This window comes from Halobaculum magnesiiphilum (genome assembly GCF_019823105.1).
GTDB lineage: Archaea > Halobacteriota > Halobacteria > Halobacteriales > Haloferacaceae > Halobaculum > Halobaculum magnesiiphilum.
Map to the genome: position 1 here is coordinate 1,955,372 of NZ_CP081958.1, position 26,120 is coordinate 1,981,491.

Sequence of the window (26,120 nt, forward strand, 5' to 3'; positions counted from 1 at the left end):
GGGACGAGGGGTCACGCCTCCAGCTTCTGCCGGAGGATCTCCGCGGCCGAGTCGAGCGCGTCGTCGAGCGCGTCCACGTCGGGACCGCCGCCCTGCGCGAAGTCCGGCGGGCCGCCCCCGCCGCCGCCGACGCGGCCGGCGAGCTCGCCGACGACCTCGCCGGCGTTGACGCCGACGCCGTCGGGAACGCCGACGACGAACGTCGCGGCGCCGCCGGCGCCGGAGCCGAGCACGGCGATCCGGCCGTCCTCGACGTGGGCGTTGGCGGTGGCGCGAAGCTCGTCGGTGTCGGCGTCCATCCGCTGGACGACCGCGACGGCGTCGCCGACCTCGACCTCCTCGCCGCCCGCGGCGGCGCGAAGCTCCGCCAGCTCCTCCTTCAGGCGGTCGATCGTCTTGCCGCGCTGCTTCCACTCGGTGAAGAACCGCTCGGCGGTCTCGGGAACCTCCTGCGGGTCGACCGAGAGCACGTCGGCGGCGTCGTACAGCGCGTCCTCGGTGCGGTGGGTCGCGTCGAGGGCGGCCTCGCCGGCGGCGAACACGAGGCGCTCGACGCCGTCCTGCACGGGCTCGGTCTTCAGCAGCTTGATCGCGCCGATGTCGCCCGTCCGGGCGACGTGGGTGCCGCCGCAGGCCTGCACGTCGTCGCCGACGCGGATGAGCCGGATCTGTTCGCCCGGCGGGATCCCGCCCTGATACAGGTCGAAGCCGTGCTCGGACTCCGCCTCGTGGCGGTCGGGCCACTCCTGCTTGACGGGGACGTTCCGGCGCACCAGGTCGTTCGCGACCTCCTCGATCGCCTTCACCTGATCGCGCGTGACGCGGTCGTAGTGGGTCACGTCGAGCCGCGAGGACTGGAGCCCCTTCTGGGCGCCCGCCTGGCGGAGGTGCTCGCCGAGCACCTGCCGGGCGGCGTAGCCGACGATGTGGGTCGCGGTGTGGTGGCGCATCAGCCGGCGGCGACGCTCGCCGTCGACCTGGCCGGTGACGAACTCGCCCTTGCCGGGGTCCTCGTCGGTGCGGTGGAGCACCACGTCGCCGCGGATCTGTACGTCCTCCACCTCGACGGTGGCGTCGTCGGTCGAGAGCGTCCCGCGGTCGGCGGGCTGGCCGCCGCCCTCGGGGTAGAACATCGTCTGGTCCAGCACCACGTCGTAGCCGTCCTCGCGCTCGAACACGTCGAGGACGACGGCCTCGAACTCCGTGCGCTCCTGGTCGTCGTAATAGAGCCGTTCGGTCGCCGGCAGGTCCGCGAGGCGATCGTCGGCGTCGTCCTCGCGGTCGAACGCCTGCGCGGAGTCGTGGCGGGAGGCGACGAGCCCGTAGAAGTCGTCGGGCACCTCGACGGTCGCGCCGCGCTCGGCGGCGATCTCCTCGACCATGTCCGGCTGGATCCCGTGGGAGTCGTACAGCTCGATCAGTTCCTCGACGGGGATCGGCTCGCCGGTGCCGGCGTACTCGTCGGCCAGCGTCTCCACCTTGCGGCCCCCGCGTTCGAGCGTCTCGCGGTACTTCTCGACCTCGGTGCGCACCATGTCGCGGATCGTGCCGCGGTTCTCGTAGCCGAGGCGGTCGGCCTGCATGTCGACCAGCTCGTCGAGCGGCGCGTCGACGCCGACCTCGTCGACGAGGCGCTTCGTCCGGCGCAGGACCATCCGCGCGAGATAGCCCGTCCCGACGTTCGAGGGGACGATCTCGTCGCCGAACATGTACGCGAGCGTCCGGCAGTGGTCGGCGATGGCGTAGATGTTCTCCAGCGGCTCCAGCAGGGCGGTCAGCTCGTCGGTGTCGACGCCGAGCTTGTCGGCGATGTTGTCGCGGGCGGCCTCGATGTCCTCGGCCTCGTCGATGTCGAGGTGGCCCGCCAGCGTGGAGGCGCGGCGAACCAGCTCCTCCTCCTCGTCGCTCAGGTCGATCCCGGCGTTGTCCTTCAGGAACTCGATGGCGTCGGGGTAGATGGCCTCGTAGACGGTCGGGGTGCCCTGGCTCATCCAGGTCCACCGCTCCAGCCCGTACCCGGTGTCCACGATGTACGTGTCCATCTCGGAGTACGTGTTGCCGTCCTTCAGCTCGTACTCGCCCTCGGGGTCCTGCTCCAGCGACATGAAGACGAGCGTCGCCAGCTCGGCGCCCTTGTAGATGACCTCGATGGCGGGGCCGGCGTTGCCGCCGCCGACCCACGGATCTTCGATGTAGGTGATCTCCGACAGGTCCGCCCCCATCTTCTCGAACAGGCCGTCACACAGGCGGACGGTCTCGTCCTTCCAATAGACCTCCCCGGAATAGGCGTATTTGTCGCCGACTTCCTCCTTCGCGTTGAACGCGTGGTGGGCCATCATCTCGAAGGCCATCGTGTGGCGGCCGGTCTTGCCCACGTTGTCGATGTCCTGCATCCGGATGCACGGCTGACTGACGGTGAGGGGATTCGCCGGCGGCGGGGTCTGTCCGGAGGTGACCAGCGGCTGGAAGTCGTAGATGGACGCCTGCGTGAGCAGCACGTCGTCGCGCCAGCGGTTCGCCGCGACCGGGTACGGCTCGATCCGCTCGTGGTCGTGGGCCTCGAAGTACGAGAGGAACGCCTCGCGCATCTCCTCGAGGGTGTACGCCTCGTCGAAGCCGGGATCGCCGATGAACGAGTAGTCCTCGCAGGGCGGCTCGCCGCACAGCTCCCGCTCGTCGTCGCGGGTCCAGAAGTGGTCCCCGCAGGAGGAACACTCCCGTCGGGAGAACCCCTCCTCCTCGAAGTAGTCGAGGCGGTACTCCGCGGTAAGGTCGCTCATTACCAGGTTGTGCCCCGTCGCCGCGCAAAAGGGTTCCGGGCCGCGTTCGCCGTCGGTCCGATCCCCGTTACTGTTAAATGAAGAACCGACAACATCGGGTAACTATGCCGGGATCCGTCGCGGAGTCGTCGATCGCCGTCCTCGTCGTGACGGCGGCCGACGCGACGGTTCCCGACGGGTTCGTCGACGCACTCGCGGACGCCGTCGACGGCGAGGTCGAAATCGTCGAGACGGACGCGCTCGCGGAGCGACTCCGCGGGGGTCGGTGTCCGAAGGCGATCGTGTTCGTCGGCGATCCGTCGCTCTCGGAGGGTGTTCGGGACGCGCTGTCGACGACGGCCGCGGCCGTCGTCGTGTACGCCGAACGCGAACCGGACGCGGAGTCGACCCACGTCGACGGCTACGTCGAACGCGCCGCCGACATCGACCGCCTCCTCACGGAGATCGGCCGCGCACGCGAGGGCGAGACGCGCAGACAGCTGCGTGCGGCGCGGCGACGGATGACGGAGCTGCACGCCGGAACCGCCGACATCGCCGCCGCCGAGCGCGTCGAGGAACTGTTCGAGCGGACCATTTCGGTCGCGAACCGAGTCCTCTCGTTCGATCACTGTGCGATCGCGGTCCACGACGAGGGCGAGATGGACATCGTGGCGCGCTCCGAGAACGCCGACTGGCTCCCCGAGCGCGTCGGCGTCGACGAGTCGATCGGCGGGAGGGCCTACCGCCGGGGCGAGACGGTCCACGTCGATCAGGTTTCCACCGAGCAGACGCACGACCCTGACGCGGCCGGATCGTGCATCTCCGTCCCGTTCGGCGGGGACGCGGTGTTTCAGGCGATCGCCCTGGAGGAGTACGCCTTCGACGACACCGACCGCGAACTGGCCGAACTGCTCGCGGTCCACGTCGGGCAGGCGTACGAGCGCCTGCGGACACAGGCGGACCTGACGCGCCGCGAGCGGGTGATGACGGAGCTGCACGAGGCGGCCCCCCGGATCGTCGACGCGGAAACGGAGGATGAGCTGTACGATCTGACCGTCGAGATCGCACGGCGCGTGCTTCAGTTCGACCACTCGTGCGTGTACGTCGTCGACGACGACGGGTTCCGAATGCGTGCGACGACGGACCCGTCGCTGCCGGCGACGTTCGACCGCGGGTTCGGCGCGCTGGAGCACAGCTACGCCGAGGGCGAGTCGCTCGTCGTCGACGACACCGTCGAACACGAGATCGCGACCTCACGCGACGGGGAGCCCCGATCGGTCATCTCCGTCCCGTTCGCCGACGGCGCGGTCTTTCAGGCGGTCGCCGACGAGACGGGGTCCTTCGACGAGCGGGACCTGGAGTTCGCGGAACTGCTCGTCTCGTATGCGACGGTGACCCACGAGCGGATCCGTTCGGAGGCGGCGCTGCGGGACGCACGGGAGACGACCGAGCGGCTCCACGTCGCCGCGACCGAACTGTCCGCGGCCGAGTCCGAGGACGCCCTGATCCGGCGGGCGATCGAGGCCGCGAGCGACGTCCTCTCGTTCGACAAGTCGACGCTGTCGCTGCGTCGTGGGGACACGCTCGTGCCGGTGGGCGCCGACGGGACCCGGCCGGACGGTGCGCGTCCGATGGACCTCGACGAGGGCGTCGCCGGGAGGACGTATCGATCCGGCGAGTCCGTTCTCATCCACGACGTGGACGACCACGGCGACGCCGAGCCGGTCAGGCGGGAGTACCGATCGGCGATCTCGATCCCCGTCGGCGATCTCGGGGTGTTCCAGGCGGTCGCCACCGAGCCGAGCGCGTTCGACCGCGACGACCTGAGCCACGCGGAACTGCTGATGGCGCACGTCGCCGTCTCGCTCGCTCGGACCCGCACGCAGGCGGACCTGCGCGCCGAGCGCGACCGGCTGTCGGCGCTGTTCGAAAACGTCCCGGACGCGGCGCTGTCGTTCGAGTTGGTCGACGGCGAGCCGATCGTCAAGGCGGTCAACAGCGCCTTCGAGGACACGTTCGGGTTCGGCGAGGAGATCGTCGGCGAACCGATCGACGACCACATCGTCCCCGAGGAAGCCGAGTCCGAGGCCGGAACGTTCAACGAGCGCCTCGCGAACGGCGAGAGCATCCGCGACGAGGTCCGTCGCATGACGGCCGACGGCATGCGCGACTTCCTGCTGTACGTCGTTCCGCTCGAACTCGACGCCGAGAACGTCGGCGGCTACGCCATCTACTCGGACATCTCCGAGCGAAAGGAGCGCGAGCGGGCGCTCCGTCGGCAGAACGAGCGGCTCGACGAGTTCGCGAGCGTCGTCTCACACGACCTCCGTAACCCGCTGTCGGTGGCGGAGGGATACCTCGAACTCGCCCGGGAGACCGGCGACGTGGAGCATCTCGCCACCGTCTCCGACGCCGTCGAGCGCATGCGCGCGCTGGTCGACGACCTGCTTCGGCTCGCGCGCGAAGGACGCGTCGTCGGCGACACGGAGCCGGTCGACGTGGCGGTCGCCGCCCGGGCGGCGTGGGGGAGCGTCGACACCGGCGACGCGACGCTCGAAGTCGAAGACGGGCTCGTCGTGGAGGCCGACGAGGACCGCCTGCGCGAGCTGTTCGAGAACCTGTTCCGCAACAGCATCGAGCACGGCGGGAGCGCGCCGACCGTCCGCGTGGAGGCGACGCCGACCGGCTTCGCGGTCGCCGACGACGGGCCGGGGATCCCGGCGGACCGTCGCGAGGAGGTGTTCGAGGTGGGCGTCTCCACGGTCGAGGACGGCACCGGCTTCGGGCTCGCGATCGTCCGCCGCATCGCCGAGGCGCACGGCTGGTCCGTGACCGCTACTGCCGGCGAGGACGGCGGCGCGCGCTTCGAGTTCGACGAGGTCGAGTGAACGAAGTGAACGAGGCCCCGGACGGCCGCAGGGCGGTCACGGCCACTCCGCCCGCCGCCTCAGTTCAGTACGAGGAATCGATAGTTCAGCATCGCGGCGAAACAGACCCACGCGAGATACGGGACGAGCAGCGCCGCCGCCCGGCGGTCGACGCGGGCGAACGCGGCGATCGTGCCCGCGAGCAGGACCGCGAGCGCGACGACGATCGCCAGCGCCGCCGCGATCTCCTGGAGCGCGAAGAACGTCGGCGTCCACGCGACGTTGAGGCCGAACTGGAGAACGAACGCCCCGAACGCGAGGCTCCGCGCGCACGAGCAGCCACAGCGCCGCGCCCGACAGGGTGAACAGCGCCGTCCAGACGCCGCCGAACAGCCACCCCGGCGGATAGATCTCGGGCTTCGTCAGCGCCGCGAACCACGCGGAGTCGGGGCCGCCCAGGAAGGCCGGGACCGCGCCGACGACGTTGACCGCGAGGACCAGCGCGGCGAGGCCGACGAGCCCGTCGAGTCGGTCGTCGAGCCCCGAGATCGGGCCGGCGCGGTCGATCGCGGACGCGGAGTCGGTCATCCCGAGCCGATACGCGCCCGGACGGGATAAATCGGGTCGCCGGTTCCGGGAGCCGACTCAGGCCTCTGCGACGACCGACTCGATGCTGTCGAGCGCCTCTTCCACGTCGTCGCCGTCGACGTCGAGGTGGGTACACAGCCGGCAGGTGTACTCGCCGAAGGCGCTGAAGGAGACGCCGGCGTCCTTGCAGGCGGTCGACAGCTCCTCGCCGGTCAGGCCGGCGCCCTCGCTGTCGACCATCACGATGTTGGTGTCCGGCTCCGGCGCCGACAGGCCGTCGATCCCGTTCAGTCCCTCGGCGAGGCGGGCGGCGTTGGCGTGGTCCTCGGCGAGCCGGTCCACGTTCTCCAGCGCGAGCAGGCCCGGCGCGGCGATCATCCCGGCCTGCCGCATCGCGCCGCCGAACAGCTTCCGGGTGCGGCGGGCGCGCTGAATGAACTCGGCGTCGCCGGCGAGCACCGACCCGACCGGGGCGCCCAGCCCCTTCGAGAGACAGAACATCACCGAGTCGACGTGCTCGGTCATCGCCGCTGGCTCGGTGTCGAGCGCGACGCAGGCGTTCAGGAAGCGCGCGCCGTCGAGGTGGACCGAAACGCCGAGGTCGTGGGCGGCCGCGGCCGCCTCGTCGACGTGCGCCTTCGGGACGGCGACGCCGCCGCGGGAGTTGTGCGTGTTTTCGAGGCACAGCAGCCCCGTGCCGGGGCGGTGGAGGTCCTCCGCGACGTACCCCTCGCGAACCTGTTCGGGCGTCGGGACGCAGCGGTCGCCGCAGTCGAGGATGCGCGGCTGGACCCCCGAGAGCTGCGGGATGCCGCCAAGCTCCCACTTGTAGACGTGCGCCTGCTCGTCGCACAGCAGCTCCTGCCCGCGGTCGGTGTGCGTGCGGACGGCGATCTGGTTGCCCATCGTCCCGGAGGGGACGTACAGGGCGGCCTCGAAGCCGGCGAGGTCGGCCGCGCGCGCCTCCAACTCGTTGACCGTCGGGTCGTCGGCGTACACGTCGTCGCCGACGGCGGCGTCGCGCGCGGCCTCGCGCATCTCGTCGCCGGGGCGGGTCACCGTGTCCGAACGGAAGTCGATCATACCTGAGGGTCCGCGCGACGGCGGAAATATCGAGCGGTCCGACCGTCGATCCGAGGCGAGGTGAGACTGGACCGTTGGGGTGGCACGACCGCGATTCCCGCGGCGCCGACTGCGATTACCGCAGCGACGACCGCGACTCCCATGGGGACGACCGCGAACGCCCCCGCCGGATCGCGGCCTGCACCTCGCCGCGCTCCTCGCCTCGGTCGCTCCGCTCCCTCGGCTGTGGTGCTCGCGTCGGTTCGGCTCGCGATCCGGCGGGGGCGTTCAGTCCCACCCGAGGCCCGGACGGGCGTCGTCGCGGCCGGGACTACCCGTGTATCGCGGCGGGTAGTCGGGGATCGTCGCGTTCGCGTAAACCGGTCGTCGCGTCCGCGGGAACCCGGTCGTGGTGACGACGGAGGGCGAAGCCACGTCCGAGGGATTCACGGCGCGGCATCGCGAACGTCCACCCAGTGCCGTACGCATCGAACGGGGACGTGGGTCTGTACTACGAGGTCGACGGCGAGGGCGACGACGACCGCGACGTGGACGCCGTCGCGTTCTGCGGCGAGATCGGCTACGGCCCCTGGCAGTGGGGGTGGCAACACGCCGCGATCGCCGGGCCGTACCGCGCCGTGGTGCCGGCGACCCGCGGCACCGGCGACTCGGACGCCCCGCCGGGCCCGTACACGGTCGGCCAACTCGCCGCGGATCTGGACGCCGTGCTCGCGGACGCCGGAGTCCGCGCGGCCCACGTCGTCGGCGTCGGCCTCGGCGGGATGGTCGCGCTGCACGCCGCGTTACACTCGGGGCGCGTGCGCAAGCTCGCGCTCGTCGGGACGCCCGCCTACGGCGACGGGATGAACCCCGATCCCTTGTGGGGCGACCCGGGCGACCCCGCGGCGCTGGAGTCGTCGCTCCGGGCGGCCGTCACCGACGAGTTCCTCGACGCGGTGCCCGACGCGGTCGCCCGGATCGTCGAGTGGCGGGCGGCGGAGGACGCCGGCCGCGACGCGTGGGACGCCGCGCGGGCCGCCGTCCGCGGGTTCGACCTGTCCGACCGGCTGTACGAGGTGTCGAACGAGGCGCTCGTGCTCCACGGGAGCGAGGACGCGGTGTGCCCGCCGACGAAGGGCGAGGAGCTGGCCGAGGGGCTGCCCCGCGGGGAGTTCGTCGAGATCGACGGCGCCGGCCACCTCGCCACCGTGGAGGCGAGCCGCGAGGTGAACGACCGGGTCCTCGGCTTTCTCGACGCGGAGGCGTGAGCAGAGGGGCCGCACGGCTCGGGGGACCCCACCGCGGCGTCGGCGACGCCGGCGGAACTCGGCGGTGGCGCAAACCCTTTGCCCGAGAACGACCCAGAACCGCCAATGACACGTCTCCGGCTCGCGCTGCTCAACGCGGCCCACGACGGCGCGAACACCGCCCGGAACTTCCGGCGGGAGCTCGACGCCGACCTCGCGGAGTTCGACGCGAACGCACGCCAGCTCCCGGACCACTTCGACTTCGACGGCGTGGTCGTCACCGGCTCGCGCTCGTCGGTCTACTGGGACGAGGAGTGGATCCCGCCGCTGATCGAGTGGACCGCCGAGGCCGCCGAGCGCGGCCTACCGATCCTCGGCGTCTGTTACGGGCATCAGGTGCTCGCGGAGGCGCTGGGGGGTCGCGTCGGCGGCATGGACGACTTCGAGATCGGGTACAACGAGATCACCCACCGCGGCGACGACGAGCTGTTCGCGGGCATCGACGAGGAGTTCACCGTCTTCACGACCCACGGCGACGCGGTCGTCGAGCTCCCGCCGGGCGCCGAGCTGCTCGCGGAAAACCAGTTCGGCGTGCACGCGTTCCGCAAGGGGAGCTGCTGGGGCGTGCAGTTCCACCCCGAGTACGACGTCGAGACCGCCGAGACCGTCACCGAGGGGAAGCGCGACCGCATCGGCGACGAGCGGGTCGACGAGGTGCTCGCGGAGATCACCCCCGAGCGGTACGACGCCGCCTGCGAGGCGAAGGCGCTGTTCGACAACTTCGCCGCCCACTGCCGCCGCGTGCGCGACGCGGACTCGAACGCCGAGATCGAGACGTAAGCCCGGTTCGATCGTTCCTCCGGACGCACCTCTCCCGTCGTCGTCCGCCCTGTCGAAACCCCTATGGCCCGCACCGCCGCATCGGCGGACATGGCAGTTGTCGACACGCTGATCGACGCCGTCGCGGCGAACCCCGGGTTGACGATCATCCTCGTGGTGTTGCTCGCGCTGGTGTTCGGCGCGTACCTGTTCATCCGGCGGATCGTCGTCAGCGCCGCCGAGGGCTACGATCAGGGGCGGCGGTGACCGGCGGCTACGGACGCGGTCGCGGCCGACGGCGCGGTCGGGCCGGACCGTGGCTCCGACATCGCGGACGGGACCGACCCCGGACCCAACAAGGACTTATCCGCGGGGCCTGACGCCCGGGTATGGTCGCAGCCGGCACCCTCGCTACGCTTCTGGTCGCCGCGCTCGCGTCGCTGTTCATGGCGTGGGCCATCGGCGCCGGCTCGTCCGGGTCGACGCCGTTCGCCCCCGCCGTCGGCGCCAACGCCATCTCGGTGATGCGCGCCGGCCTGATCGTCGGCGTGCTCGGCTTCCTCGGCGCGGTGCTGCAGGGCGCCAACGTCACGGAGGCCGTCGGGAACGATCTCATCGTCGGCGCCCCGATCACCGCGACGGCCGCCATCGTCGGGCTGATCACCGCCGCCGTGCTCGTCGCGATCGGCGTGTTCGCCGGCTACCCCATCGCCACCGCGTTCACCGTCACCGGCGCGGTCGTCGGCGTCGGCCTCGCGCTCGGGGGCGACCCGGCGTGGGGGAAGTATCGCGAGATCGTGGCGCTGTGGGTCGCGACCCCGTTCGTCGGCGGCTCCATCGCGTACGGTACGGCGCGGCTCCTCCGGGCCGAGCGCGTCCCCGAGCGGGTCGCCGTGCCGACGCTCGCGGGGCTCGTCGCCGCCCTCGTCGCCAACATCGGCTTCACCGTGCTCGGCCCGCCGGGCGTGCAGCGCTCGATGGCGGGCGCCGTCGCCGCCGCGCTGCCCGCCGTCGGGGTCGCGGGCGTCGATCTCGGCTGGGTCGCCGTCACGGTCGCGTTCGCGGTCATCGTCGCGCTCGCGCTGTTTCGCGACATGACGCTCGACGAGGCGCGCGGGCAACGTCGCTTCCTCCTCGTGCTCGGTGGACTCGTCGCCTTCTCCGCCGGCGGATCGCAGGTCGGGCTCGCGATCGGCCCGCTCGTTCCGCTCCTCGGAGGGGAGGGGGCGGACGTGCAGATCCCCCTCATCGCCGTGCTCGTCGGCGGGGGGCTCGGCCTGCTCGCCGGCTCGTGGACGGGCGCCCCGCGGATGATCAAGGCGCTCGCGCAGGACTACTCCTCGCTTGGGCCGCGCCGCTCGATCGCCGCGCTCATCCCCAGCTTCGCCATCGCCCAGACCGCCGTCGCGTTCGGCATCCCCGTCTCGTTCAACGAGATCATCGTGAGCGCGATCATCGGATCGGGGTACGCTGCGGGGGGTGCGGGGGTGAGCACGCGGAAGATGGCCTACACCGTGCTCGCGTGGATCGGGTCGCTGGCGCTGGCGCTCGGGCTGGGGTACGGGGCGTTCGTCGCGGTGGATGCAGTGGTGTGAGTAGTACGACCGAGGCACAGCGGAGCGAACGGCCCCGCCGATTCCGAAGTCGGGCTGCGGTCGCTACTCAGCAGCGGACGGGAGGACATTACAAGCGAGAGTCAGCGGCTCTCAGGCGACGCAGATCGATTCGGTGTGCCACCTCCGGTCAGTTCTCGATTTCCGCTTCGTCGCCCTCCTCGTCGTCGACCGCGTAGTACTCCTCGGTGACGGTGACGCGGGCGCGCATGATCCGCGTGTTGTCGACCTCCTCGATGCGGATCTTCACGCCCTCGTATTCGATCTCCTCGCCCTCCTCGACGAGGCGGCCGGCGCGGTTGAACACGAAGCCGGCGAGCGTCTCGAACTCCTGACCCTCGGGGAGGTCGATCTCTAAGACCTCGTTCACCTCGTCGATGTTGACCTCGCCGCGCACGAGGACGGTGTTGTCGTCGACGAACTCGAAGGGGACCTCCTCGTCGCCCTCGAGGATCTCGCCGACGATCTCCTCGACCATGTCCTCCAGGGTGAGGATCCCCTCGGTGGTGCCGAACTCGTCGATGACGACGACCATCTGCATCCGGGTGTCCTGCATCTCCTCGAGCAGCTCGTCGGCGTTCTTCGACTCGGGGACGTGCAGCGTCGGCTGGACGACGCCCGCGAGGTCGGTCTCGCCCTCGCCGTAGTAGCGCGCGCGGACCAGATCGCGGATGTTCACGACGCCGATGATGTTGTCGAGGTTCCCCTCGTAGACGGGGACGCGCTCGTGGTCGGCCTGCACGCACGTCTCGATGGCCTCGTCGATGGAGGCGTCCTTCGGCACCGCGTTCACGTCGAGCCGGGGGGTCATCACCTCCTTGGCGATCGTCTGGTTGAACCGGAAGATGCGGTCGAGCATCTCCCGCTCCTCCTCCTCGATGACCCCCTCGCGCTCCCCGGTCTGGATCATGTTCTGGATCTCGTCGCGGGTGACGTAGGAGGTCTCGATGGCCGAGCGACCGCCGGTGACCTTGTTGATAACGCGGGTGAGGTAGTCGAAGACGACGATGAGCGGGAAGAGGACGTACTCGGAGAGCTTCAGCGGACGGGCGACCCGAAGCGCCCACGACTCGGTGTTCTCGACGGCGTAGCTCTTGGGCGCCGACTCACCGAACAGGAGCACGAGCGCGGTGATACCGAACGTCGCCGCGATGACGGCCTCCCCCTGGCTCATGTAGATGGCGAACAGCCCCGTCGCGATGGAGGACATCGCGATGTTGACGATGTTGTTCCCGACGAGGATCGTCACCAGCAGCCGGTGCGGGTCGTTCTTCAGCTCCTTGACCGTCTCGGCACCGAGGCGACCGTCCTCGACGAGCTGCTCGACCCGGTGGCCCGCCAGCGAGAACATGGCGATCTCCGAGGAGGAGAAGAACGCGGAGAGCATGATGAGCACGACGATCGCGACGGCCCCGCCGACGGTGATCGTGGTGTCGTTGATCGGCACGACGTTCGCGAGCCCGCCGAACTGCGCGGGTGTACCTACTGGAGCGTGTACCGGCGACAAACCCATGTGATACGGGGATTTGATTGCCCCCCGGATTAAGCGTTGTCCTCGGACGGCCTGGGGCATCGTCCGCTCTCCCCACGCCGCCGTCGCCGGTGCCGTCGCCGCCGCGGCAGCCAACGGACGGCGGGAGGCGGCCGCCGCACGGACGCGCCGAGTTCCGCGGGCGAAGGGATTACCAGATCCGGCGTCGTAGCCCCGGCCATGACAACGTCCGACATCACGCTGTATCGGCTCCAGGCGTGTCCCTACTGCGAGCGCGTCGTTCGCACGCTCAAGCAGTACGGCCTGGAGTACGAGTCGCGGTTCGTCGAGCCGATGCACTCCGACCGGAACGCGGTCGCCCGGCTTACCGGCAAGCGGTCGGTGCCCGCTATCCGGGACCAGAACACCGGCGTGACGATGTCGGAATCGGGCAATATCGTGGAGTACCTCGACAACACCTACGGCGACGGCGCCGCGGGGGGTGCCTGAATGGTCGACTTCGACGTCGTCGAGCTTCCGGAAGCGGACCACGTCGCCGTCGGCGAGGAGGCGCCCGACTTCACCCGGCCGCTCGTCGGCGACGAGTACTGGACGGACACCGCGCTGTCGGCCCTCGACGGGCCGGTCGCGCTCGTGTTCTTCCCGATGGACGGCGCGTTCCCCGCGACGTACGTCTGGAACGAGATCCGCGACCGCGGGTGGGGCCACGGCGACACCGACGACGTGACCGTGGCCGGCGTCTCCATCTCCACCCCGTACGAACACAAGACGTTCATCGACGAACGCGGGATGGACTACGAGCTGTTCTCGGACCCCTCGGCCGAGGTCGGCGAGCGCTACGGCGCCGTCCAGGACCTCGACGGGATGGCGGGGATCCGCGAGCACCGCCCCGCCGTGTTCCTCCTGGACGAGGACCACGTCGTCGAGTACGCGTGGGTCGCCGCCGAGTGGCCCGACTTCCCCGACTACGACGAGGTCGAAACGCACCTCGAACGCCTGTAAGCAGCGCCCATGAACGCCGACGGATCGAACCACGAGCCGGACAACGAACCGACCGACGCGACCGACCCGAGTGACTCGACCGACGCGATCGATTCGACCGACTCGACTGACGCAACCGACTCGAGCGACGTGACCGACGCCGACATCGAGCACGCGGCCGAAGCGATCCGCGCCGGCCAGGCGGTCGTCTACCCGACCGAGACGGTGTACGGCCTCGGCGCCGACGCGACCGACCCGGCCGCCGTCGAGCGCGTGTACGAGCTGAAGGACCGCCCGCGGGACAAGCCGTTGTCGGTCGCGTTCGGGAGCGTCGAGGCGGCGCTGTCGCTGGTGCCCGCGAGCGACCGCGCCGCCCGCTTCGCCCGGGCGTTCCTCCCGGGACCGGTGACCGTCGTCGTCGACCGCGGCGACGCGCTCCCGGGCGAACTCACCGACGGCGAACCCCGCGTCGGGATCCGGGTACCGGATCACGGGACGGCGCGGTCGCTCGCCGACGCCGCCGGGCCGATCACGGCGACGAGCGCGAACCGCTCGGGCGCCGGGAGCGTCCGCCGGGTCGAGGGCCTGGACTCGCGAGTCCGCGACGGCGCCGCCGCGGTCCTCGACGGCGGCGAGACGCCCGGCGGCGAGAGCACCGTCGTCGACCCCGACCGCGGTGTCATCCACCGAGCCGGCCCGCTGGCCGACGAGATCCGCGAGTGGCTGGCGAGCGAGCCCTGAGCGCGAGGCGGAGACGACTTACAGCCCGATCAGGCTCCGCAGGCTCCGCGTTTTCACCCCGCAGTTCGCCCGGTGACGGCACTCCCGACACTTCTCGCTGCCCGACAGCCGCGCCGGCGGGCCGTCCAACTCGCGCACCGACCGGAGCACCCGGCGGTAGGTACCCGATCGTCGGACCGACAGGGAGACCTCACGGACGACGCCGTGGGCGGGGTATTCCACGAGTGCGCGCCGGATCCGTCTCCCCTCCTGCCACGAGAGCGCGTGCATCGCGGCGACCGCCCGGACCGACTGCGGCTCCCACACGCCCCGATCGGGCGGGTCGCCGGGTGAGACGATCACTGGAACGGGCGGATCGCCGCTCGGTTTTCCGCCCTCGTCGCGCGGCGCGTCCGCGCCGGTGGCGCCGAGCACCTTGTGCGCGACGCCGCGGGCGTCCTTCCCGTCCAGGAGTACCCGGGTGTTCGTCGGCGCCGACAGCGCCGTCCAGTCCGACCGCTCGGCCAGTCGGTCGAGCGCCGCGCGGTACTCGCCGGGTGGCCGATCGATCGGCTCGGCGGCGAGTGCAGCGTCGTCCAGTTCGCGCAACTCGGGGTACCGAAAGGCGAGGTCGATCCGGGCGGTCGCCGCCGGCGGGGGATCGCGGTCGTCCTCGCGGCGGTCGTAGTACAGTTGGCGTGGGCAGTACGTCGCCGTCGCGAGGTCCGTGAAGGTCGGTTTCTCCCGGGGCACGTGGGTGGTGGTGCCGGGTTCGTATTTGAACGTTCGCCGCGTCGCGGTCGCGGTGCCGGGCGGACGCGGTGCGGTCGCGGAGGCGGGGGTGGTGCGGTCGCGGAGTCACCAGTGGTTGTACCGCGAGCGAGCCGGCCTTCGGCCGGCGAGCGAGCGGCTCTTTTGTCATGAACGGGTTTTGGCCGCCGGGTTCCCCGCAGCGAGCGGCTCCGCCGCTCGCGAGGAAACCCGGCGGTGAAAAGCGGTTCGTCAGAAGGAAACGTTCGTCTCGATGTCCTCGGCGGCCTCCCGGAGCCCGTCCTCGCGGGCGTCCTCGGTGTGGCCCCCCTTGAGGTCCTGTTCCGCGAGCAGCTCGGCGAACTCGTCGCGGAAGCGGTCGTTCGCCCGCGTCGACCGGGCGTCGGCGGCGACGACCTCGGAGTAGCGGGCGACCGTTTCCTCCTCGGCGTCCAACTCGGCCGCCCGCTCGTCGAGCGGGACGTCGTCGACATACAGCGATCGGAGGCGCGACAGATCGAACGGCGCCTCGCGGTCCGACTCCCGCACGAGATGGAGGTCCATCCGCGCCGTGAACACCGCGTCCGGGGGGACGCCCAGCGCGTCGGCGATCGCGTCGTCGTCGGTCCCGTCGAAGTACAGCCGAACGAGGCGGACGAGGTCCTCGTCGGCGAGGTCCGAGGCGAACTCGTAGCGCTCGCGCATCCGCCCGACGAGTTCCGCGAGGCGCCCCTCCACGTCCGGATCGGACGCCAGCGAGCCGTGCCCCTCCTCTTGTCGTTCCGTTACCGTGTCACCCCCCGTCGTGTCGAGGAAGATGTCGCGGAGTTCCTCGGTTTTCTCGTCCATAGAATGGAAACTAGGCCGGCGCCGGCAAAAAACGTGTTGGGGCCGAGGGAACCGTTCACGGCGTCGACCGAACGCGGCGAACCGCCCGCAGGCGGCGGTGCCGCGGCGATCGTTCACGCACGATGGTGTGAGAAGATTTAATCGGAGGCGGAGACGCGATAGGCACATGCAAGCCGACGTGACGCGCGAGACCTTCTGGACGATCGGTCCCGTCGGGAAGGCCGCGTTCTACTACCTCGCGGCGGTCGCGATCGCGGTGTTCCTCTACGGGACGTACGCGCGGTTCGCGCGCTACGCCGCCGGCGAGGACGACTGGTTCGACCGCCTCGACGACCTGCCGGGGCGGGTGCTGCGGGCGGCGCGGATCGTGGCGTCGAACCGGGGACAGTTCGACCGCGACCTGTACGCGGGCGTGATGCACGCGTTCATCCTCTGGGGCTTTCTCACCCTCCTCATCGGGACGACCATCCTCGGCATCGATCTGGACTTCTGGCGTCCCGTCACCGGCGAGTCGTTCTTCGTCGGCGACTTCTACCTCTCGTACTCGTTCGTCATGGACGCGATGGGGCTGCTGTTCGTCGTCGGGGTGGGGATGGCCATCTACCGGCGCTACACCGAGCGCGAGGGTCGTCTGTGGGGTAAGCACACCTCCCTGGAGGACGACGCGTTCGTCTGGACGCTGCTGGCGCTCGGCGTCGGCGGCTACGTGCTGGAGGCGTTCCGCATCATCGGCTCGGCCGAGTTCGTCGCCTACGAGCAGGTATCGTTCGTCGGCTTCTTCCTCGCCGGCCTGTTCGCGGAGGCGGGCGTCACCGTCGGGATGGCCGAGACGCTGTACCACTGGACGTGGTGGAGCCACGCCCTGCTGGCGTTCGCGTTCATCGCGCTGATCCCGTACGCCAAGCCGTTCCACATGATCTCCTCGTTCGCGAACGTCGTCACCCGTGACGAGAAGGCGGGCGTGCGCCTGCCCGGGGTTCCGGAGGACGCCGGTCCCGACGAGATCGGCTACGGCTCCATCGAGGACTTCTCCTGGCGCCACATCCTCGATCAGGACGCCTGCACCAAGTGCGGCCGCTGTTCCTCGGTGTGTCCGGCCAACGCCTCCGGCCGGAACCTCGACCCCCGCGACGTGATCCTCGACCTCAAGAGCTACCGCGAGTCGCTGGACGCCGGCGAGACCGAGGAGGTCGAGATCGTCGCGGACGGCGGCGACTCGATCATCGCCGCCGAGTCGATGGAGTCGTGCATGTCCTGCATGGCCTGCATGGACGCCTGTCCCGTCGACATCGAGCACGTCTCCGAGTTCACCCAGATGAACCGACGGCTCACCGAGACGGGCCAGATGGACGAGATGGTGCAGGACGCGATGATGAACGTGTTCCAGAACGGCAACACGTTCGGCGACCCCGCCCGCAAGCGCCCCGAGTGGACCGAGGACCTGGACTTCGAGGTACCCGACGCCCGCGAGGAGGACGTGGAGTTCCTCTGGTACGTCGGCGAGTATCCGAGCTACGACGAGCGCAACCGGCGCGTCGCCCGGTCGCTTGCGACGCTGTTCGAGCGCGCGAACGTCTCCTACGGCATCCTCTACGAGGACGAGCAGCACGACGGCAACGACGTGCGCCGCGTCGGCGAGGAGGGACTGTTCGAGATGCTCGTCGAGGATAACGTCGAGGCGTTCGAGTCGGCGACCTTCGAGAAGGTGGTCACGACCGACCCGCACTCGATGAACACCTTCCGCAACGAGTACCCCGAGGTGTCGGAGTTCGACGACCCCGTCTTCCACTACACCGAGGTCGTCGAGAACCTCGTCCGGCAGGGTCGCCTCGGGCTGGACGGCACGGAACTCGACTACACCGCGACGTACCACGACCCGTGTCACCTCGGCCGGATGAACGACGTGTACGAGGCGCCCCGGGACCTCATCCGCGCCACGGGCGTGGACCTCTACGAGATGCCGCGCAACCGCTCTGACTCGTTCTGCTGTGGGGGCGGCGGCGGCGGCCTCTGGATGGACCACGAGGAAGAGTCCAAGCCCAGCGAGGAGCGTCTGCGCGAGGCGCTGGAGGACACCGACGCCGGGGGCGAGGTCGAGAAGTTCGTCGTCGCCTGTCCGATGTGCGGGACGATGTACGAGGACGGCCGCAAGACGGGGAACTTCGAGGACGACATCGAGATCGTCGACATCGCCGAGTTGCTGTGTGAGGCGCTGGCGGCGAAAGAGGGCGTCGCCGTCGAGGCTCCCGCCGACGCGGACGCCGACGGGGACGCGTCGCCGACGACGGCCGACTGACGGAAGAGAGCCCGAACTACTCCACGATCTCCAACTTGCGGAAAAGAATCAAGTTCGTGGAACTCATAGCCGATCCATGCGCGTCGACGCCGCCGACGGACGGATCTATCTCCCGAAATCGCTACGTGAGGAGTTCGGCGACCGGTTCGAGTTGGTCGAGCGCGAGGATCGGTTGCTGTTGATCCCTGTCGCGGACGACCCCCTCGCCGCGCTCCGGGAGGAGTTCCGAGACGTGGAGGGGTCCGCCGACGAACTCGCTGCGGCGGCCGAGGAAGAAGCGATCGAGGAGGCCCGTCGGTGAGGTACGCCGAGACCGACTTCTTGCTCGCGCTGATCAAAGAGGACGACTGGCTGTCGGCGCCCGCCGAGGAGTACTACCGGAAACACGGCGAGGAACTTTGGACGTCGCCACACACGCTGGTGGAGCTGATGCTCGTTGCGTACCGGGAGGAGCGGAACGTCGAACGCGTCGTCGCGAACGCCGCCGCGCTCGTCGACGTCCGCGGGGAGACCGACCCGGTTCTGGCCGCGGCCAACGTCGTCGAGGAGGACGGGTTGACTCCGTTCGACGCACTTCACCTCGTTGCCGCGGACGGCGATCCCATCGTCTCCTCCGACGGGAGCTACGACGACGTAACCGACCGGGTCGCGTTGGAGGACCTCACGGAGTAGGGTAGGGAGGGTGTGTCCGTCATCTCCCTACGACCGCGAGGCGTCCACGTCGATCGCGTCGACCGGACAGATGTCGACACAGAGCATACAGTCGATGCACTGGTCCTCGCGGGTCGGCTCGACCTTCTTTTCGCTTTCGGGGTGGTCGGGCGTGTCGACCCAGTCGAACACGTCGACCGGACAGTTCTCCAGGCACGCCCCGTCGGCGATGCAGATGTCGTAGTCGACGGCGACGTGGGCGCCGTGGATGCCGAGCTTCTCCGGCGGGTCGACGGGCCCCCACACGTCGAGGCCGTTCTCCTCGCCGACGTGCTCGCGGTTCTCGTCGAAGTTCGGATCGATTCCCATTGCCGACGCTTACCGCGACACGTACAAAAACGCCGGCATCCGTGGGATGCGGAAGCGTCGCCGGCGCGGTCGCGGCGGGTTACGGCGGTCGCGGCAGTTACCGGCGGTCGCGGTCGCGACAGGTGAGGCAGGCACGGTCGCCACGGGCGACACGGTTACGGTCGACGTGAACGACCCCTCTGCGTGAACCGCGTCAACGCCGACGATCTCGACTGGGAGGAGACCGACCGCGGCGAGGGGGTGGGGTGGCGCCGCAAGCGACTCGCCGCCGGCGGCGGCGGCGACGACCTCGGGTGCAGCCTCTATGAACTCCCGGCGGGCAAGCGCGCGTGGCCGTTCCACTACCACGCGGGCAACGCCGAGGCGCTGTACGTCCTGTCGGGCGAGGGGACGTTGCGCCACGCGGACGGGACGACCCCGCTCCGATCCGGCGATTACGTCGCGCTCCCGTCCGGCGAGGACGGCGCACACCGGGTGATCAACGACTCCGACGGGGCGCTGCGGTACCTGATGGTCTCGACGATGCGCGACCCGGAGGTGCTCGTGTACCCCGACTCCGACAAGGTGGGCGCGATGGCCGGTGCGGCGCCCGGAGGCGAGGGGGAGCGCGACGTGGACGCGTACTTCCGCCGCGGCGACGCGGTCGACTACTGGGACGGCGAGGAGGGGTAGCGGGACGGGATCGAGTCGCCCGAAACCACATATCGGCCGAGCCCGTAGATCGACGTATGTCCGTCCCCCGCCTCGTGTACGACGACGACTGCGGCTTCTGCACGTTCGTCGTCTCGCACGCGCTGGAGCTGGGCGAGTTCGAGGCCGTCGGCTTCTCCGAGCTGGCCGACGACGAGCTGCGCGCGCGACTGCCCGACGACTACGAGGAGTGCATGCACCTCGTCACCGACGCCGCGGTGTACTCCTGCGGCGAGGCGCTCGAAGCCGTCGCCAAGCGCACCGGCGCCGCGGGCTGGTGGCTCACCGCGGCCGCGAAGGGACTGCCGAAGTACCCGCAGGCCCGCGAGAAACTCTACCGGTGGGCGGCCGACCGCCGGGACCTGTGGGGGAAGCTCGCGCGGCGCGACTCGCCGTCGAACGGCAACGCCTCGTCGTAGTCGCCGTCGCGTCCGGCGTCTCAGGCGTCCGGGATCTCGGGGGCGTCGGTCCGCCGTAGCGCCGCCCGCCCGGGGGCCAGGTCCCGCGGCGGCGCGCCCGGGAGGTACGCCTCCAGCGCCCCGCGGATCACGTCCACCTCCGCGGGATCGAAGCGCTCGCGGCCGTCCTCGATCGCCGCCAACGCGTCGAGCTCCGGGAACCCCTCCGTCGCGTCCCCGGCCTCGACCGCCGTTCGAACCCCGTCGAGGAGCGCGGCGTGGACCACCCACGCCTCCTCACGGGAGAACGCGAGCGTCCGCCATCCGCCCTCGACCGGTTTTGCCATCTCGGTTGGCGCCTCAGAGTCCACCTACTTAGCTATGATCATGGTTCTCACACGGATCGCACGGCGGGTACGGGGCAGATTCCCGTCGACGGCCCCGCGCCGTCGCGACCCCGTCTGTGTCGATCGCCCGACGTGACTGGTAAGCCGGTGACTACCGACGCGTGACGCAGGCAGATCGGTCACGAGAAGGACGGGATCCCGGTCGCTGACCGGGCTGTCGACGCGACTCGCGCCGCTATCGCCTCACGAGAAGGCCGACAGCCCGGTCAGATCCTCCCCGAGGATGAGCGAGTGGATGTCGTGGGTGCCCTCGTAGGTGTACACCGTCTCCAGGTTGCTCATGTGACGCATCGGCGAGTAGTCGGTCGTGATCCCGTTGCCGCCGAGCATCTCGCGGGCGACGCGCGCCTGATCGCGGGCCATCCGGACGTTGTTGCGCTTGGCCATCGACACCTGCTGGGGGCGCAGGTTGCCGCGCTCCTTCAGATCCGCGAGCCGGTACGCGAGCAGCTGCGCGAGGGTGATCTGCGTCGCCATCTCCGCGAGCTTCTCCTGTTGGATCTGGAAGCGGGCGATGGGGCCGCCGAACTGGTCGCGCTCGGTCTGGTACTCGCGGGCCGTCTCGAAGCAGTCGCGGGCGGCGCCGACGGCGCCCCAGGCGATGCCGTACCGGGCCTGCGTGAGACACGACAGCGGCCCCTTCATCCCCGTCACGTCGGGGAGAACGTTCTCCTCGGGGACGCGCACGTCGTCGAGGACGATCCCGCCCGTGACCGACGCGCGCATCGAGAGCTTCTCCTCGATCTTCGGCGTCTCGACGCCCTCGCGGTCGGTCTCGACGAGGAACCCCCGCACGGGCGATCCGTCGTCGTCGGTCAATTTCGCCCACACGACCGCCACGTCCGCGATGGGCGAGTTGGTGATCCACGTCTTCTCGCCGTTGAGGACGAACCCGTCGGCGTCGCGCTCGGCGCGCGTCTCCATCCCCGAGGGGTTCGAGCCGTGCTCGGGCTCCGTCAGGCCGAAACAGCCGACGGCCTCGCCCCGCCCGAGCGCGGGGAGCCACTCCTCCTTCTGGGCGTCGCTGCCGAACGCGTGGATCGGGTACATCACGAGCGCGCCCTGGACGCTCGCCATCGAGCGCAGTCCGGAGTCGCACGCCTCCAGTTCCTGCATCAGCAGGCCGTACGCGCGCTCGGAGACGTTCGGGGAGCCGTACCCCTCCAGGTTCGGCGCGTAGAAGCCGAGATCGCCCATATCGGGGATGAGGTCCGTGGGGAAGGTCCCCGCCTCGTAGTGGTCGGCGATGTCGGGGGCGACCTCCTCGGCGACGAACTCCCGGGCCGTATCGCGGATCAGCTTCTCCTCGGCCGAGAGATCCGCCTCCAGACCGACGTAATCGAGCATACGAGGACTCGGTGACACGTCGACAAAGGGATGTCGGGATCTGCCGGATCCTTCGTGAGGAACGCGGTCGGTCGACCGGGGTCATCGGGTGGGACCGGCGTCGCGAACCCACTCCCGTGCCGCGTCGCACGGAAGGCTTACCAACTCCACCGCGAAAGAGGAACGACGAATGGCCGACATGCCCTCCTCCATCCCGGGGATCGGCGGGCCGTGGTCCCGTGGCGACGACGGGGACCGCGACCCGCGCGTCATCGGCGTCGACGGCGACGACGCAGACGCCGTCCTCGCGGCGCTGTCCTCGGACACCGCGCGCGCGATCCTCTCCGCCCTCCACGACAGCCCCGGCCCCGCCAGCGACGTGGCCGACCGCGTCGACACGTCGCTGCAGAACACGCAGTACCACCTGAAGCGCCTGCGCGAGGCGGGCGTCGTCGAGGTGGTCGACACCGTCTACTCCCAGAAGGGTCGCGAGATGGACGTGTACGCCCCCGCCGACGGGCCGCTCGTGCTCGTCGCCGGCCCCGAGTCCGAGGCCTCGGGGATCCGCGCGACGCTCAGCCGACTGCTCGGCGGGATCGGCGCCGTCGGCCTCGGCGCCGTCGTCGTCGAGACCGCTCTCGGGGGCCCGTTCGCGCCCACCATTGGGTTCGGCTCGGCGGGCGGGGCCGACGGCGGCGCGGCCGGCGACGGCGCCGACGTGAGCGTCGAGTCGACGAACGCGACCGCCACGGAGGCCCCCGCGGACGACGCCGCGACGGCGACGGCGACGCCGACGGAAACCGCCGGCGACGGCGGGATGGGGATCCAGGAGGCGACCGAGACCGCGGCGGAGACGGCGACGCCCGCGCCGACCTCGACGCCCGCGGCGACGCCCACCCCCGACCCGACCGCGACCGAACTGGCCCGCGACACGACGTACGCCGTCGCCGCCGACGCCGGGCCGACGCTGGTCGACCTGCTCGCCGCCTCGCCGGGGTTCCTGTTCCTGTGTGGCGGCCTGCTCGCGCTCGCGGTCGTCGCGCTGGTCGCCCGGCGCCGCGGCGGGGCGTGAGCCGGCGGTGCGGTCGTCAGCCGGCGCGACCCACCGACTCGACCTGACCCGACCCGACCCGATCTGATGTCGCCGATCGCGTCGCCGTCGCGGTGACTAAAAACGGTGTTTGACCATAGAGAAAGTACTTGACACGAGCGCCGTTACGTGTTGGTACCGGTTCCCGGTGGCGCGCCGGCCCTCCGTTCGCGGTTCCCGCATCGGCCCTCCGACCGCCGCGCCCGAGTCACACACCTGCCACCGTCTCCCCGACATCCGCCGACCGGGTGCGCGGACGGCCGGCGACCCGGGAACCCGGTCCCCGTTGACGCGACCCGCGCGTTCGCACACGGCGAGACGATCGGCACACGCGCCGTCAGTCACACGCGTACGTCCCCCACCGAGCGGTCTCACGGCCTCCGTACGGGCACGGAGAACCGCTCGAACACCTCGCCGTCGGGCGTCACGAGTTCCCCCGAGAGCCCGTCGTCGGTCCGCGTCACCTCGGCGTGTGCCGGCCGGTTCCCCCGAGGTTGTGCGTAACTGCCCGGATTGAGCAGCGGCACCGCCCCCGAATCGTCGAACTCGGGGCGGTGGCTGTGGCCGAAGACGACGAGGTCGGCGTCGCGCTCGTGCCCGAACATGACGAGCCCGGTGGCGCCGCTTCTGCTGCGGTGACGCACCGCGATCGCCGCGCCCTCGTAGCCGACGACGCGCTCGCGCGGGAGTCGGTCGCGCAGCGCCGCGTCGTCGTTGTTGCCGGTGACGCCGTACACCGTCGCCGCCTCGCGCTGCAGGTCGTCGAGCACCGGCTCCCGGTAGAAGTCGCCGGCGTGGATCACGGCGTCGGCCTCCCTGACCGCATCGAGGGTCCGTCCGCGGAGGCGGTGGTCGTCCGTCGCGTGGGTGTCGGAGATGACGACGAGCATACCGACGGGAGGGGACGGGCGGTCCTAACGGTTCGGGAGGTCGGCGTCCGCGGCTCCCCGGGGTTGATTACGGTCGGCGGCGACGTGCCGACAATGGCTGGAGGAAGCAGGTCCGTCGTTATCGCCGCGCTGATCGCCAACGGCTCCATCGCGGTCATGAAGTTCTTCGGCTTCCTGCTCACCGGGTCGCCGTCGATGCTCTCGGAGACGTACCACTCCATCTCCGACACCGGGAACCAGGTGTTCCTCCTGATCGGGATCCGCTACTCGAGCAGGGAGGCGAACCGGTCGCACCCGTTCGGCTACGGCAAGGCGCAGTTCTTCTACGCCTTTCTCGTCTCCGTGCTCCTGTTCGGCATCGCCGGCTGGGAGTCGCTAAAACACGGGTACGAGGCGCTGATGCACACCGGACATGGCGGCGAGCGGGCCGACGTGATCCTCGCGGGGATCAACTTCACCGAGCTGGTGCCGGTCGACCCGTTCTGGATCAATGTCGTCGTCCTCCTGGGCGCCATCGTGTTCGAGGTCTACGCGCTCGCGAAGGCGAACGCGGAGCTCCAGCGGCAGATCGAGACGTACGGCTGGTCGGGGGTCCGCGAGGCGTTCTCGAAGACCAGCGACGTGACGACGCTCACCGCCTTCACCGAGGACGCCATCGCGCTTGCGGGCGCCGCCGTCGCGCTCGTCGGCATCACGCTGGCGCGGTACCTCGACATGCCGGTGTTCGACGCGATCGCCTCGCTCGTCATCGGCGGGCTGTTGATGGGCTTCGCCGTCGCGCTCGCCTGGGAGAACAAGCGGCTGATCCTCGGAGAGTCGCTTCCCGCGGACGTGGAGGAGACGCTCCGGTCGGCGATCGCCGACCACGAGGGCGTCGTCCACGTCGACGGCTTCCGGACGGTGTTCGTCGGCCCCGGGGAGGCGCTGGTCACCGCGGACGTGAGCTTCGACGGCGACGCGGCGGCCCGCGGCGTCGACGAGGACATCACCCAGATCGAGGCAACGCTTCGGGATCTCGACGACCGTGTCCGGATCGTCTACATCGAGCCGGAAGTGTGAGTTGCACGGCGGAGGCTTGAGGCGCCCGGAGGAGAGGACGCGGTCCCGGTCGCCTACTCGTTCGCCAGCGCCAGCGACGCCAACAGCGCCTCCAGCTGTACCTGCTCGTTGGCGCCCTCGGTGATCCGGAAGTCGGCGTCGCCGATGCGCTCCATCAGCCGCACCGCCTCGCGATCGGAGAGGTCGAACTCCCAGACCGAGCGGTGGAGCTGGTCGATGATGTCGCCGCCGGCCATCCCCGTCTCGGTGAGCAGCGTGTCGAGCGTCGCCCGCGACTTCGAGAAGTCGCCGGCGAGCGCGTCCTCGACCATCGCCTCGATCTCCTCGGGGCGCGCCGTCGCGGTGATCTCGTAGACGGTCTCCTCGTCGACGACCTCCCCGGTCGTCGCGGCCGCCTGCAGGGAGTTGATAGCGCGGCGCATGTCGCCGTCGGCGGCATACACCAGCGCGTCGAGCCCCTCGTCGGTGATCTCGATGTCCTGGTCGGCGGCGATGTCGCGCACCTGCGCCGCCACCGCCTCGTCCGACAGCGGCGAGAAGCGGAAGACGGCACACCGCGACTGGATCGGGTCGATGATCTTCGAGGAGTAGTTACACGAGAGGATGAAGCGCGTGTTGTCGGAGAACTGCTCCATCGTCCGCCGGAGCGCCGACTGCGCGTCGTCGGTGAGTGAGTCGGCCTCGTCGAGGAAGATGACCCGGTAGTCGTACCCGCCGAACGACGAGCGCGCGAAGTTCTTGATCCGGTCGCGCACCACGTCGATCCCGCGCTGGTCGGAGGCGTTGAGCTCCAGGAAGTTCGTCCGCCAGTCGTCGCCGTAGATCGTCTTGGCGATGGCGACCGCCGAGGTCGTCTTCCCGACGCCGGCCGGGCCCGCAAAGAGGAGGTGCGGCAGGTCGTCCTGCTCGATGTAGCTTTGCAGCCGGGAGACGATCTGCTCGTGTCCGTACACGTCCTCCAGCGTCTCCGGGCGGTACTTCTCGATCCAGACCTCCCGCCCGGGCGCGGGGCCGGCGTCGTCCCCGTCGCCGGCCTCGGTCGCCTCCGCGTCGTCGGCCTCGCTCATGGACGGTGGTCGGCGGCCCGGGGGGATAAACGCCCCGAGATACCGCCCCCGGCACCCTGGACCGGCGCACGCCCGTCCCCCGTCGCCCGCGGTCGGGGGCGCCCGAGGGCACGCGACGACAACGCTGAAA

At 70.4% G+C, this 26,120-nt stretch carries 25 protein-coding genes and 1 pseudogene; 15 read left to right on the forward strand and 11 right to left on the reverse strand.

The features are described from left to right. Nucleotides 1-11: 11 nt before the first annotated feature. Entirely contained in the window at nt 12-2,780 is a 2,769-nt protein-coding gene (gene alaS, locus K6T50_RS09885) for an alanine--tRNA ligase (RefSeq protein WP_222606443.1), read from the reverse strand. 104 nt (nt 2,781-2,884) lie between these two features. Here alaS and K6T50_RS09890 point away from each other — a divergent pair, with 104 nt between their 5' ends. Beyond that, a complete protein-coding gene (locus K6T50_RS09890; RefSeq protein WP_222606444.1) occupies nt 2,885-5,647 on the forward strand; it encodes a sensor histidine kinase in 2,763 nt (920 codons plus the stop codon). Nucleotides 5,648-5,706: 59 nt separating this feature from the next. On the opposite strand, the pseudogene K6T50_RS09895 reads toward K6T50_RS09890, so the two are convergent. Both K6T50_RS09895 and K6T50_RS09900 read right to left on the reverse strand, forming a co-directional pair. After that, nucleotides 5,707-6,214, reverse strand: a pseudogene (locus K6T50_RS09895) (TspO/MBR family protein). Between the two features lie 57 nt (nt 6,215-6,271). After that, nucleotides 6,272-7,297: a threonine aldolase family protein gene (locus K6T50_RS09900; RefSeq protein ID WP_222606445.1), complete on the reverse strand. Its 1,026-nt coding sequence runs from the start codon at nt 7,295-7,297 to the stop codon at nt 6,272-6,274. A 455-nt stretch (nt 7,298-7,752) separates the two neighbouring features. Between K6T50_RS09900 and K6T50_RS09905 the strand changes: the two genes are divergently transcribed. The 4 genes from K6T50_RS09905 to K6T50_RS09920 all read left to right on the forward strand — a co-directional run bounded on the left by K6T50_RS09905 (nt 7,753) and on the right by K6T50_RS09920 (nt 10,937). Continuing rightward, nucleotides 7,753-8,544: an alpha/beta fold hydrolase gene (locus K6T50_RS09905; RefSeq protein ID WP_222606446.1), complete on the forward strand. Its 792-nt coding sequence runs from the start codon at nt 7,753-7,755 to the stop codon at nt 8,542-8,544. A gap of 105 nt (nt 8,545-8,649) precedes the next feature. Beyond that, nucleotides 8,650-9,363 (forward strand): type 1 glutamine amidotransferase, encoded by a 714-nt coding sequence (locus K6T50_RS09910; RefSeq protein WP_222606447.1) that lies wholly within the window; start codon nt 8,650-8,652, stop codon nt 9,361-9,363. A gap of 90 nt (nt 9,364-9,453) precedes the next feature. Next, the gene (locus K6T50_RS09915) at nt 9,454-9,609 is read left to right on the forward strand and encodes a DUF7859 family protein (protein WP_222606448.1); all 156 of its coding nucleotides are present in this window, start codon (nt 9,454-9,456) and stop codon (nt 9,607-9,609) included. A gap of 122 nt (nt 9,610-9,731) precedes the next feature. Continuing rightward, complete coding sequence (locus K6T50_RS09920; protein WP_222606449.1) at nt 9,732-10,937, forward strand: inorganic phosphate transporter; 1,206 nt, start codon at nt 9,732-9,734, stop codon at nt 10,935-10,937. Nucleotides 10,938-11,085: 148 nt separating this feature from the next. On the opposite strand, the gene K6T50_RS09925 is transcribed toward K6T50_RS09920, so the two are convergent. Next, the gene (locus tag K6T50_RS09925; RefSeq protein WP_222606450.1) at nt 11,086-12,468 is read right to left on the reverse strand and encodes a hemolysin family protein; all 1,383 of its coding nucleotides are present in this window, start codon (nt 12,466-12,468) and stop codon (nt 11,086-11,088) included. A gap of 198 nt (nt 12,469-12,666) precedes the next feature. On the opposite strand from K6T50_RS09925, the gene K6T50_RS09930 reads away from it, so the two are divergent. The 3 genes from K6T50_RS09930 (at nt 12,667) to K6T50_RS09940 (ending at nt 14,169) form a co-directional block, all read left to right on the forward strand. Next, nucleotides 12,667-12,936, forward strand: coding sequence for a glutaredoxin family protein (locus K6T50_RS09930; protein WP_222606451.1), 270 nt, complete (start codon nt 12,667-12,669; stop codon nt 12,934-12,936). Then, entirely contained in the window at nt 12,937-13,449 is a 513-nt protein-coding gene (locus K6T50_RS09935) for a redoxin domain-containing protein (protein ID WP_222606452.1), read from the forward strand. A 129-nt stretch (nt 13,450-13,578) separates the two neighbouring features. After that, on the forward strand, nt 13,579-14,169 hold the full coding sequence (locus tag K6T50_RS09940) for an L-threonylcarbamoyladenylate synthase (RefSeq protein ID WP_225935414.1): 591 nt from the start codon (nt 13,579-13,581) through the stop codon (nt 14,167-14,169). Between the two features lie 18 nt (nt 14,170-14,187). On the opposite strand, the gene K6T50_RS09945 is transcribed toward K6T50_RS09940, so the two are convergent. After that, on the reverse strand, nt 14,188-14,901 hold the full coding sequence (locus tag K6T50_RS09945; RefSeq protein ID WP_222606454.1) for a CRISPR-associated protein Cas4: 714 nt from the start codon (nt 14,899-14,901) through the stop codon (nt 14,188-14,190). Nucleotides 14,902-15,150: 249 nt separating this feature from the next. Next, on the reverse strand, nt 15,151-15,747 hold the full coding sequence (locus K6T50_RS09950; protein WP_222606455.1) for a conditioned medium-induced protein 4: 597 nt from the start codon (nt 15,745-15,747) through the stop codon (nt 15,151-15,153). A 166-nt stretch (nt 15,748-15,913) separates the two neighbouring features. On the opposite strand from K6T50_RS09950, the gene K6T50_RS09955 reads away from it, so the two are divergent. The 3 genes from K6T50_RS09955 (at nt 15,914) to K6T50_RS09965 (ending at nt 18,715) form a co-directional block, all read left to right on the forward strand. Then, nucleotides 15,914-18,043 carry a heterodisulfide reductase-related iron-sulfur binding cluster gene (locus K6T50_RS09955; RefSeq protein WP_222606456.1) on the forward strand — a complete coding sequence of 710 codons (2,130 nt, stop codon included), beginning with the start codon at nt 15,914-15,916 and terminating at the stop codon, nt 18,041-18,043. A gap of 76 nt (nt 18,044-18,119) precedes the next feature. Then, complete coding sequence (locus K6T50_RS09960) at nt 18,120-18,344, forward strand: AbrB/MazE/SpoVT family DNA-binding domain-containing protein (protein WP_222606457.1); 225 nt, start codon at nt 18,120-18,122, stop codon at nt 18,342-18,344. Further along, the gene (locus tag K6T50_RS09965; protein ID WP_222606458.1) at nt 18,341-18,715 is read left to right on the forward strand and encodes a type II toxin-antitoxin system VapC family toxin; all 375 of its coding nucleotides are present in this window, start codon (nt 18,341-18,343) and stop codon (nt 18,713-18,715) included. Before K6T50_RS09960 ends, K6T50_RS09965 begins: the two co-directional genes overlap by 4 nt. A gap of 27 nt (nt 18,716-18,742) precedes the next feature. On the opposite strand, the gene K6T50_RS09970 is transcribed toward K6T50_RS09965, so the two are convergent. Continuing rightward, nucleotides 18,743-19,063 (reverse strand): 4Fe-4S dicluster domain-containing protein, encoded by a 321-nt coding sequence (locus tag K6T50_RS09970; protein ID WP_222606459.1) that lies wholly within the window; start codon nt 19,061-19,063, stop codon nt 18,743-18,745. 183 nt (nt 19,064-19,246) lie between these two features. Between K6T50_RS09970 and K6T50_RS09975 the strand changes: the two genes are divergently transcribed. Both K6T50_RS09975 and K6T50_RS09980 read left to right on the forward strand, forming a co-directional pair. Further along, complete coding sequence (locus K6T50_RS09975; RefSeq protein ID WP_222606460.1) at nt 19,247-19,735, forward strand: cupin domain-containing protein; 489 nt, start codon at nt 19,247-19,249, stop codon at nt 19,733-19,735. Between the two features lie 56 nt (nt 19,736-19,791). Then, nucleotides 19,792-20,172: a thiol-disulfide oxidoreductase DCC family protein gene (locus tag K6T50_RS09980; protein ID WP_222606461.1), complete on the forward strand. Its 381-nt coding sequence runs from the start codon at nt 19,792-19,794 to the stop codon at nt 20,170-20,172. 20 nt (nt 20,173-20,192) lie between these two features. Here K6T50_RS09980 and K6T50_RS09985 read toward each other — a convergent pair whose 3' ends face one another. After that, a complete protein-coding gene (locus K6T50_RS09985; RefSeq protein ID WP_222606462.1) occupies nt 20,193-20,498 on the reverse strand; it encodes a DUF7853 family protein in 306 nt (101 codons plus the stop codon). Nucleotides 20,499-20,741: 243 nt separating this feature from the next. After that, nucleotides 20,742-21,905: an acyl-CoA dehydrogenase family protein gene (locus K6T50_RS09990; RefSeq protein ID WP_222606463.1), complete on the reverse strand. Its 1,164-nt coding sequence runs from the start codon at nt 21,903-21,905 to the stop codon at nt 20,742-20,744. 169 nt (nt 21,906-22,074) lie between these two features. Between K6T50_RS09990 and K6T50_RS09995 the strand changes: the two genes are divergently transcribed. Continuing rightward, complete coding sequence (locus K6T50_RS09995) at nt 22,075-22,956, forward strand: ArsR/SmtB family transcription factor (RefSeq protein ID WP_222606464.1); 882 nt, start codon at nt 22,075-22,077, stop codon at nt 22,954-22,956. Nucleotides 22,957-23,345: 389 nt separating this feature from the next. On the opposite strand, the gene K6T50_RS10000 is transcribed toward K6T50_RS09995, so the two are convergent. Then, on the reverse strand, nt 23,346-23,864 hold the full coding sequence (locus K6T50_RS10000; protein WP_222606465.1) for a metallophosphoesterase: 519 nt from the start codon (nt 23,862-23,864) through the stop codon (nt 23,346-23,348). Nucleotides 23,865-23,957: 93 nt separating this feature from the next. Between K6T50_RS10000 and K6T50_RS10005 the strand changes: the two genes are divergently transcribed. Continuing rightward, the gene (locus K6T50_RS10005) at nt 23,958-24,923 is read left to right on the forward strand and encodes a cation diffusion facilitator family transporter (protein ID WP_222606466.1); all 966 of its coding nucleotides are present in this window, start codon (nt 23,958-23,960) and stop codon (nt 24,921-24,923) included. A 53-nt stretch (nt 24,924-24,976) separates the two neighbouring features. Here the strand turns inward: K6T50_RS10005 and K6T50_RS10010 are convergent, their stop codons facing one another. After that, nucleotides 24,977-25,990: a replication factor C small subunit gene (locus K6T50_RS10010; RefSeq protein ID WP_222606467.1), complete on the reverse strand. Its 1,014-nt coding sequence runs from the start codon at nt 25,988-25,990 to the stop codon at nt 24,977-24,979. Nucleotides 25,991-26,120 lie beyond the last annotated feature (130 nt).